General features: G+C 50.0%; 6 protein-coding genes. 4 read left to right on the forward strand and 2 right to left on the reverse strand.

The window, feature by feature from the left end:
* Positions 1–87 precede the first annotated feature (87 nt).
* On the forward strand, positions 88–927 hold the full coding sequence (locus AC9UES_RS03250) for an SDR family NAD(P)-dependent oxidoreductase (RefSeq protein ID WP_509526799.1): 840 nt from the start codon (positions 88–90) through the stop codon (positions 925–927).
* Here AC9UES_RS03250 and AC9UES_RS03255 read toward each other — a convergent pair.
* Positions 916–1,836 carry a proteasome assembly chaperone family protein gene (locus AC9UES_RS03255; RefSeq protein WP_509526801.1) on the reverse strand — a complete coding sequence of 307 codons (921 nt, stop codon included), beginning with the start codon at positions 1,834–1,836 and terminating at the stop codon, positions 916–918. The genes AC9UES_RS03250 and AC9UES_RS03255 overlap by 12 nt on opposite strands.
* A gap of 39 nt (positions 1,837–1,875) precedes the next feature.
* Between AC9UES_RS03255 and AC9UES_RS03260 the strand changes: the two genes are divergently transcribed.
* The 3 genes from AC9UES_RS03260 to AC9UES_RS03270 are packed head-to-tail and all read left to right on the forward strand — an operon-like array spanning position 1,876 to position 6,206.
* Complete coding sequence (locus tag AC9UES_RS03260; protein ID WP_509526803.1) at positions 1,876–3,342, forward strand: leucyl aminopeptidase; 1,467 nt, start codon at positions 1,876–1,878, stop codon at positions 3,340–3,342.
* A gap of 58 nt (positions 3,343–3,400) precedes the next feature.
* Positions 3,401–4,780 carry a dihydrolipoyl dehydrogenase gene (lpdA, locus tag AC9UES_RS03265; protein ID WP_509526805.1) on the forward strand — a complete coding sequence of 460 codons (1,380 nt, stop codon included), beginning with the start codon at positions 3,401–3,403 and terminating at the stop codon, positions 4,778–4,780.
* A 31-nt stretch (positions 4,781–4,811) separates the two neighbouring features.
* Entirely contained in the window at positions 4,812–6,206 is a 1,395-nt protein-coding gene (locus AC9UES_RS03270; protein ID WP_509526807.1) for a 2-oxo acid dehydrogenase subunit E2, read from the forward strand.
* On the opposite strand, the gene AC9UES_RS03275 is transcribed toward AC9UES_RS03270, so the two are convergent.
* A complete protein-coding gene (locus AC9UES_RS03275) occupies positions 6,207–6,935 on the reverse strand; it encodes a hypothetical protein (protein ID WP_509526809.1) in 729 nt (242 codons plus the stop codon). It abuts the gene before it with no gap.
* Between the last annotated feature and the right edge of the window lie 64 nt (positions 6,936–6,999).

The following is a 6,999-nucleotide window of genomic DNA, read 5'->3' on the forward strand; positions in this document are numbered from 1 at the left end:
CTATTTACAGCAGTTCCTGTACACGGCACCTTGGAGTATCTAGAACCCTGGTTTGGCTGCAAGTATTCCTGATCTAGCCTTGGATACATGCCATTAGCGATAGTCACAGGGGCCAATACCGGGCTTGGATTCGAAACCGCGGTTGCCCTGGCCTCCAAGGGTTTCGAGGTTCTAATCACGAGTCGAAGCACTCTCAAAGGTAATGCGGCGGTTTCAAGAATCACTAGTGCCAACCCAATGGCCAAGGTTTCAATGATGGAGCTTGATCTGGCATCGATGGAATCAATCAACAAGTTTGTTTCTGCCTACAGCGCGAACTATAGAGCGTGGGATGTGCTGGTGAACAATGCCGGCGCCAAGATACTTTCTAACTACGCCGAAACAGATTTTGGAGTCGAGTACCATTACGGCGTTAACGCGGTAGGTCATTTTGCTCTCACGATGGATCTACTAAAACATCGCGCAGCTAATTCTCGAGTCGTGTCCGTGGCTTCGATCATTGCTCGATTTGCACCTAGCAAACTTGGGCCCGCAGGTTCAAAACATAGCTACCAAGCAGGGATGAGCTATAGCGCAAGCAAGCTTGCAAACCTTGCTTTTGCACTAGAGCTCGAGAACCTTCTTGGCTCAGAGAGTTTTTCGTCATTAGCTGCTCACCCAGGATTTGCAAGAGCAGAACCTTATGGACCAAAGACAACAAGATTCTTTGAGTCATTTCTTGCCCAGTCAGCAAGAGCTGGTGCGAGACCGATTGTTGAAGCTGCTACTAACCGTAAGATCCCGGGTGGGTCATACCTCGGTCCAAAATATCTGGAGCTGTGGGGAGATTCTGCCTCCGCAAAAATTCCAGCGAGGCTAACGCCTGACGAGCTCAGTCAGAATTGGAAAATTCTAGAGAATCTCTCCGGTAAAAAACTAGTCGTTTGATTCGTCCGGTTTGTTTCTTTGTCTCGAGGCAAGGTAGCCCTCAAGCTCTGCTGCGATTTCTTCCGCGTTTGGCAACTTAACTGCAGGTTTTCTAATGGGAGCTCTTGAGGGTCCAGTCACTTCGTTTTGATAACCCTGTTCCAAAGTTGCAATCATTTTCTGCAATTCTGCGTTTTCTGAAATCTGTTCCTTCAGTTTGGCAAGAAACTCTGTTCCGTCGTCTCGAAGGTCATCGGTTGGAAAGACCAGCCCGGTTGAGGAGGCAACCAGCTCAAAGGCAGAAACGGCAGCTTGCGGGAAGTCGTTATCGGCCAAGTAGTGCGGGCACAGCAAAACATAGCCAACAATCGGTAGGCCAGTTTTGGCAACTTTGAACTCCAGAAGATGTAAGACGTTGCCTGGAACCTGAGTTTGTGGCTTCCACTCGGAAAGTTGGTTCACAATGTCCATCCGGTTTCCAGAAACCGTAACACCGGTCTCTCTGGTGTGAGGGATTGGGAATGGAATTGAGTGAAGCCAAGTAACGTCTTTTACCTGCAAGCGTTTGATGAGCCTTAGAACTGCATCGGTGAACGCGTCCCAGCGAAAATCTGGTTCGTATCCATGCAGAAACAAAAAAGGCTGGTTTACTTCGTCATGGACTAGATATAGCGCCAAACTTGCCGGTTCGTAATCTTCGATATGGTCCTTTTCAAAAAACATCACAGGTCGCCTGGATCTGTAATCAAGCAACTCATCGTTATCAAAGTGCAGAACCTGCGATGAATCAAGATTTGCGAAGATGTGCTCTGAAAATTGATTTAGAACCCCGCCTGCATCAGTAAAGCCAGTCAATCCGGCAATCAAGTGCAGGCCAGCAGGAATCTCTTGGTGATCAGGCTCGAAGTGATAGATGGGCTCGGATGACATAAATCAATCCTAAGCATTGACTGGATTATCATGGTCAACATGACAAAACTTAAGCACGCCATTAGCGAAACTTTTCCAGCCGCCACTAAAGCAACCGCCTATGTAATAGGTGTAAAAGCAGATGGGTCAAAGTCAGCACTTGCCCACTCCGGCCTTGATGCCAAATTATTGGCATCAATCAACTTGGAATCCTTGGGAGTAAGTTCGGCGCTAGGCAAAACCACAAAGGTTTCTGGGCCAAGTTCCAGCGTCGTGCTTTTGATTGGGTTAGGCCCTTCTAAAGACCTTGACTCTTTCAGGTTTATCGGTGGAGTCGCAGCACGTGAGCTTGGCGGAGCCGAGAACGTGGTGATCGATATTCCTTTGAAATCAGCTACCGAAACATTGGCACTTTTTGAAGGCTTCTTGCTTGGTAACTACGATTTTCAGAACTATAAGTCAAAGCCGGTCAAGCGCAGCCTTGCCAAGTTAACCATCGTCTCCAAATCAAAGCCGAAGCCTGCGGAGCTCTCCGAAATGGAAACTGTTGTTGCAGCAGTGCATGCATGTCGCGACCTGGTTAATCAGCCAGCCAATGATCTATACCCGGAGGTCATGACCCAGCAAGCTAAAAAGGCATCCAAGAATCTTCCGATAAAAATAAAGGTCTGGGAAGAAAAGGACCTCGTCGCCGCAGGTCTTGGAGGAATCCACGCAGTTGGCAAGGGATCTTCTAGGCCCCCGCGACTAGTGAAGCTGGAATACAAGCCCGCTGGTGCCAAAGTTTCTCTTGCTCTAGTAGGAAAAGGAATCACCTTCGACACTGGAGGGCTTTCACTAAAACCTGCCGAGTCTATGGTTGGTATGAAATACGACATGACTGGAGCGGCAGCGGTAATGCAAGCGCTGGTTGCTATTGCAACTCTAGGTATAAAGGTAAAAGCCACTGCTTGGCTTTGCCTTGCAGAGAACATGCCTTCTGGCTCCGCAACCAGGCCAAACGACATCATCAAGATCCGAAACGGCAAAACCGTTGAGGTTCTAAACACTGATGCCGAAGGCCGCTTGGTTCTCGCCGATGGTTTGTCGATGGCTGTTGAGGAGTCCCCTGATTATTTGATTGACGTGGCGACCCTAACCGGCGCTGCCACCATCGCACTTGGTAATAGGTATGCCGGTTTGATGGGAGACGAAGCGGCAGTAAAGAAGGTAGAAAAAGCCTCCGATTCTGTTGGTGAGCTGGTTTGGCATATGCCACTTCCCGAAGAGCTAAGACCGCTTCTTGATTCTGACATTGCCGACATCGCAAACGTAAAAATCGGAAATAGGGCCGGTGGAATGCTTATCGGAGGTCTGTTTCTAAGGGAGTTTGTTGGCGCCGATCAGGCTAAAAAGCCAGCCTGGGCTCACATTGATATAGCGGGACCTGCCAACAACGACTCTGCTGCCTACGGCCACACACCTAAAGGTGCGACCGGGGTAACCGTAAGGACTCTTATTCAGCTGGCGCGTGACCTGGCCAACTAGGCAACAGTAGTAAACTCTTCTAGTTCCCATAAGAATCCAACAACTAGGAGAATTTGCCTTGTCTGATAACTCATTCGATGTTGTAATCCTTGGCGGTGGAAGTGGCGGTTACGCAGCCGCTCTTCGTTCAGCACAGCTGGGCAAAACCGTAGCTCTAATCGAAAAAGACAAACTTGGCGGAACCTGCCTACACCGCGGATGTATTCCAACCAAGGCCCTGCTTCACTCGGCAGAAATCGCAGATAACACCCGTGAGGCTGCCTCCTACGGGATAAACGCCACCTTCGGCTCAATTGACATGCCAAAAGTAAATGCCTACCGCGATTCAATTGTCGACAAACTTTTCAAGGGGCTTACCGGGTTGGTTGGTGCAGGTAAGAACATAACTATGGTTGCTGGCGAGGGTCGACTAACCGGTCCAAAAACTGTGACCGTGAATGGTGATACCTACACTGGCGCAAATCTTGTACTAGCAACCGGTTCATACTCCAAAACCCTGCCGGGCCTAGACATTGGCGGCCGAGTAATAACCTCAGACCACGCTCTAAAGCTCAACTTCGTCCCCAAAAGCGTCATCGTTCTTGGCGGTGGCGTTATTGGTGTTGAATTCGCATCCATCTGGCGCTCATTTGGTGCCGAGGTAACAATTATTGAAGGACTGCCTCACCTGGTTCCAAACGAAGAGGAATCAATTTCCAAGGCGCTTGAGCGCGCTTATCGCAAGCGTGGCATTGACTACAAACTTGGCGTTCGCTTCTCGGGTGTTGAGCAAACCGACTCTTCCGTCACCGCAGTTCTGGAAGATGGAACTCGCGTCGAAGCAGAACTAATGCTCGTTGCTGTTGGTCGTGGACCAAACACTGCAGGGTTGGGATATGAAGAGCAGGGTCTGAAGCTGGATCGCGGTTGGGTCATCACTAACGAGCGCCTACAAACAAACTTGCCAGGCGTATACGCAGCGGGAGACATTGTTCCAGGCGTTCAGCTAGCCCACCGCGGATTCCAGCAGGGAATCTTCATCGCTGAAGACATCGCAGGGTTAGCGCCAGCTGTTATCGATGAAGACGGAATCCCTAAGGTCACATACTGTGAGCCTGAGATTGCCTCGGTCGGATTATCTGAAGCCAAGGCTAAAGAGAAGTTTGGTGCCGAGAACGTTTCGACTTACGAGTACAACCTCGCCGGAAACGGAAAGTCAAACATTCTAGGAACAGCAGGCTTCATTAAATTGGTACGCCAAAACAACGGACCCGTTGTTGGTGTGCACATGATCGGTTCTCGAGTTGGAGAGCAAATTGGTGAAGCGCAGCTGATTGTCAACTGGGAAGCATATCCTGAAGATGTTGCCAGCCTGGTCCACGCTCACCCAACCATGAACGAGGCCATCGGAGAGGCTCACCTAGCCCTTGCCGGTAAGCCTCTGCACGCCCACGCTTAGAATTAGAAAATACCCACAAGGAGTTTAGAAAATGAGCGAATCCGTAGTTCTACCAGCCCTCGGTGAATCAGTGACCGAAGGCACGGTAACTAGATGGCTTAAAAAAGTAGGAGACAGCGTAGCTGTTGACGAACCACTTGTAGAGGTATCGACCGACAAGGTAGACACTGAGATTCCTTCACCAGTTGCCGGAGTCATCGAGCAGATCTTGGTTCAGGAAGACGAAACAGTCCAAGTGGGCGCAGTGCTAGTAATCATTTCCAGCGGATCTGGTGCCCCAGCAGCTGCACCAGTTGCCGCAGAGCCAGTAGCGCAAGCACCGGTAGCACCTCCGGTTGCGCCGCCTGCACCCGTTGCTCCACCAGTTGCAGCACCTGTGGCAGCGCCAGTTGCTCCCCCGGTTGCAGCTCCAGTTGCCACCCCAATGATCTACACACCAGCGGCTCCAGTTACTCCGGTTGTTCCTGTTGCACCAGTAGCGCCTGTTGCACCGGTTGCGATACCCGCAGCTACTGCATCCATGGACGCAGGTTATGTAACTCCTCTTGTTCGAAAGCTCGCCCAAGATTCTGGAGTGGACCTAACTCGAGTAGTTGGCAGCGGTGTTGGCGGAAGAATCCGCAAGGAAGATGTTTTGTCGGCAACAGCCGGAACAACGCACGCGATGTCTTCGCCAGCAGCCGCTCACGTACCAGCTCCAATTAGTGCCCAGCGTGGAACTTCCGAGCCAATGTCAAGACTGAGAAAAGTGCTTGCGGAACGCGCAGTTGCCTCCATGGTTTCCTCGGCACAACTCACAACCGTTGTTGAGGTTGATGTTTCAAGGATTGCCGAAATGCGCAAGTCAATCCAGCCTGCGTTCCAGGCAGCAACTGGAACCAAGCTAAACTTCATGCCGTTTTTCTTCCTGGCGGCCGCAGAAGCGCTTAGATCTCACCCGAAGCTAAACGCTTCTATTGAGGGCGAAATGATCAACTACCATCCAACCGAGAACATTAGCTTCGCGGTTGACACTGAGCGTGGACTTCTTACTCCAGTAATTAGAGACGCAGCGACCTTGAATCTTGCACAGATCGCTACTCAAATCGCAGACCTTGCCTCTCGCACTCGCGAGAACAAGCTAAAGCCGGATGAAATGATGGGTGGCACTTTCACTTTGACCAACACTGGTTCGCGTGGAGCTTTGTTTGACACCCCTGTAGTTTTCTTGCCACAGGTTGCAATTTTGGGAACCGGAATTGTTCAGAGAAGGCCCGTTGCAATCACAACTGCCGATAGTCAAGAATCCATCGCTATTCGTTCGATGGTGTATCTAGCCCTTAGCTACGATCACCGTCTAATTGATGGTGCGGATGCTTCCAGGTTCTTGGTGGATGTAAAGGCTCGACTTGAATCTGCTAACTTCCAACCAAACCTAGGCATCTAACTACTGCCCTAGCTCCAAAACTGATCCAAAACCAGAAATGTCAATGCGATGATTTACGACGCGCTCTCTGCCATCGGTGCACACAGCCACTCCCGAGACCTTCGCAGCTGAACCAATGTTGCTCTCAACAACAATGTTCAATTCACCTTTAGGTGTGATTGTTTGGATAACTTTTCCTAAGCCAAGTTCTGTCTGAGTACTCAAGGAATCGATAAGCCAACTCTCGAACTCAGCTGTATTCAAATCAACGATGCAAGATTCCGCAGCCGTGATTGCTTCTACGCCCACTTTTTGTTGCTGGTTGTTGCTCCAGAAGATCCCGATACCAACCACGAAAATGATAGAAATCAAGGGCAAAGCCAGAAATTTCAATTCAGGTTTTGCTTTGTTCTCAAGCTCAACAAACCCAATCCCCTCTAGGTGGACTTGCTTACTGCGTGACGCGTTGGCTCGTTCAAAAATGCTTGCGATCAGCTCTCTGTTACTTGCTGAGTCTGCAATCAGTGCGGCAGGAGTGTTCCCAGTCGTTATGAGACTTGGAGTTGGAATGAGATGCTCAAGTGATTTATAGATCTGGGCCCAACTTGGTCCATAGAAAACATTTGAAACAAGCAGCATTGACTGACCAAGTGGGTCTTGGACACATATAGCTTCAACGCCTGGAAGCTTTAGCCTCTTCCCAGTTGAGTATCCCAATGCTGTCAGTTTTCTAGCTACCGTGGCTCGCATCCCTAAACGCTAGTTTGAGCAGGCACATAAGTGAGAGCTTGATTCAAGGTTTGGGATAACTCTT

This window comes from Rhodoluna sp., from assembly GCF_044232805.1.
Taxonomy (GTDB): Bacteria; Actinomycetota; Actinomycetes; order Actinomycetales; family Microbacteriaceae; genus Rhodoluna.